Below are 2703 nucleotides of genomic sequence, written 5' to 3'. Positions count from 1 at the left end.
GCGCGCTTCCAGCGCCGCCCAGCGCGCATCCCGCCGCTCAGGAGCGTTCAGAGCCGACTCCACCCGCCGCGCCCAGGCTTCCATCTCGGGGCTGACCTCGCGGTTCGTCGGCCCACGCAGCTGCACGAGGTGGTAGGCCGTGTCGTACTCGACGTCCTCGCTCAGGCGCGGACGGTATTCGGCGGTGGCCTGCTCGCCCCGGCGCGCAAGGTGAAAGAGCCGTGTGCCGGCGACCGAGTCCTCCCAGTAACGCGGGCTGCCCGCGCAGTGGTGCATGCGCTGCCCTTCGTAGAGCAGCATCGTCGGCGTGACGAGCTCGACGGCTTCCCAGCCGTCTTCTTCCAGCCGGCCCAGCACTTCTGGCAGGTGAAGATCGGGCAGGTAGTCCTCCTTCTCCGGCCAGGGGCGCTGCCGATGCCAGCGGACCGAGGCATCGAGCAGGCCCAACAGCCCATGGCAGGCCACCCAGGCGGCGGCGAGGCGATGGATCTTGGGCCCATAGCGCCGAGCGAGGAGGGTGGCCGCCCGCCCGCGCGCGGCGGCCAGGAAGTCGTCGCAATCGGCCAGCGCCGTGTGGAGGTTGCCGTGGCGCTTGGCCGCTGCCTCCCAGGTGAGGTTCCAGCCCAGCCGAAAGGCGCCGCGGTGCACTTCGGGCACAGGCGGGGTGCTGGCGCGCTGCGCGTCGTCATCCTCATCCGCCACCGCGCCGATGAGCTGCAAATAGCCCGTCAGGTACGGCAACCAGCGCTCGAACGCCGCCACATCCGGGCGCTGGTTGTCGGGCAAGGCGTCGAGCACGGCAAGGCAGGCCCGCCGACGGGCCGCTTCGCGCCCTCCCCAGAAGGCGGCATTGACCGGCGCGCGCACGAGTCCGCGCGAGATGCCCCAGTGCGCGGCGAGCGCCCCGGCGAGATCCCGCCCCGCATCGATGGCTGCTTCCACGGCCACGTCCTTGTCACGCCAGGCGTGGCGCTTGCCATCGAAGACATTGGGCGAGTGATGCAGCGTCAAGAGCACCGGCGCCACCAGCGCCGGAAAGCGCATCAGCGCCTGCATGCGCCGCTCGCGCAAGAGCGGCGGCAGGGTGGCGAGCCGGTTGTAGTTGCGCACCGAGGCAAAGAAAACCTTCGGCGCGGGCTGCGGCGCCCGGCCATCGTGCCGGGTGACGGCCGGCGGCGTGGGCTCGCGCTCGAGCCACAGCAGCAGCCGCATCGCTTCGGCATCCAGCGTGGCGGCAAAGCGCTGGAAGTCGGCATCGAACCAGAACCCCGCATGCCAGCGCGAAGGATTGGGCAGCGCCGGCGCGGCATAGAGCACCTGCACAAAGCCCACGTCGGGAAGTTCCAGCTGGTAACGGTGGCCGCCGGCGTCGTCGGCAAGCGCCGCGACAATGGGCGCGATCACCGCATCCTCACCCAGCCGCGCTTGGCCTAGCCGCAGGGCGAGCACCCGGCCATCGGAGAGCGACAGCCACAGGCGCGGGTATTCATCCTCCGGCGCGAAGGTCCGCCCGGGCAACCACAGCCGCGCGCGCACGGCAGGCAGCGGCGCGGCGAACGTCGGCGCTGGCGGGACGGCAGGGGCATAGGAGACGAAATCTTCCATGCCCGCGATGATGCGGCGGACGGTGGCTCATGGTGTGAGCCTGACTTGCGTGTCAGCACGAAGGTGACAGCGGGCAGAGTTGCTTAGCCCATTTGCACCCCATAGGCCGCAAATGCAATCCGTCCGAGATGATCGTGGCGCAAAAAATTCATGCGAATGACGCGCAGCCGTAGCCGCTCGCCGATCTCCAATTTTGTGTGCAGGTCGTACGCACCATCCCATACATGGCCGATGCGCTGGCCCTGCCATGCGGCGGCCAATTTCCAGGGCAGATCAGCGGGGTCTTGATAGACCTCCAGCGGCTCTCCTTCGCGCAGTGTGCGCAACGCCTCCGGATTCTGGGTAAATACCGTGCCGATGACGCACACCGTCTCGCCGGGCCTGCGCCAGCGTTCTGCCGCCGCACGCAGCGAAGCACGTACACCGGGATGGTCAGGCAGCGGCTCGTCGGGCGTGAGCAGATAGGGTACGCCGCGTTGGCTGTCGAGATCGAAAGCTAGCACGTAGAGTCGGTCGCCCGGAAGAAAACCTGGGGCAAAGCCCATTTCCACGCGTAACGGGCCGTGTGCCCGCGTACGCACGCGCAGGATCGCCACCAGGTCGTAACGCCCCGCCACGGAGAAGACTTCGGAGATGCCTTTGAGATCGGCCAGCGTCTCGGCTACGGCGTTGATCTTGTTGCGCTCGCATTTGAGCAGCACGACTGCAGAAACCATAGTGCGTCCTCCTTGATGAGATGTTGAATGAAAGAGAAACGTGTTGCGTGTTGCTTGTTGCGTGATGTGTGTTGCGTGACGCGGAAGCGTCGCATGTAGGCGCCCCAGGCGCTTAGGTGACCGTGGCGCGCCCGCTGGAATGGCGCATGTAAATTCGTTCCTCCACCGCGCGTTGCAGTCGTTCGGCGGCAGCGTACACATCGATGAAGGAGGTGTAGAGTGGCGCCACGCCGAGCCGAATGTTGTCGGGCGCGCGAAAGTCGGGCAACACGCCCAGGTCATGGATCAGCGCCTGGTTGATGCGCCATCCCTCTGGATGGCCGAGCGAAATATGGGAACCGCGCCGTTCCGCCTGCCGCGGCGATTTGAGCGTGTATCCCAG

3 protein-coding genes are annotated in these 2703 nt (G+C 67.4%); all 3 read right to left on the bottom strand.

Features of this window, described 5'->3' with window-relative positions:
- The coding region (locus GXH28_RS15790; RefSeq protein WP_169239966.1) for a hypothetical protein at positions 1-1605 on the bottom strand (1605 nt) is incomplete at its 3' end.
- 83 nt (positions 1606-1688) lie between these two features.
- Positions 1689-2321 (bottom strand): Lrp/AsnC ligand binding domain-containing protein, encoded by a 633-nt coding sequence (locus tag GXH28_RS16905; RefSeq protein ID WP_320447978.1) that lies wholly within the window; start codon positions 2319-2321, stop codon positions 1689-1691.
- 112 nt (positions 2322-2433) lie between these two features.
- Positions 2434-2703, bottom strand: a 270-nt coding sequence (locus GXH28_RS15780) for a kynureninase/PvdN C-terminal domain-containing protein (RefSeq protein ID WP_445082666.1), incomplete at its 5' end; no start/stop codon positions are given.

Origin of the sequence: Candidatus Roseilinea sp. NK_OTU-006 (genome assembly GCF_012931985.1) — a bacterium.
Lineage (GTDB): Bacteria > Chloroflexota > Anaerolineae > J036 > Brachytrichaceae > JAAFGM01.
The sequence above is the reverse complement of the archived record's forward strand: the minus strand, read 5'-3'. Positions and strand labels throughout refer to the sequence as shown.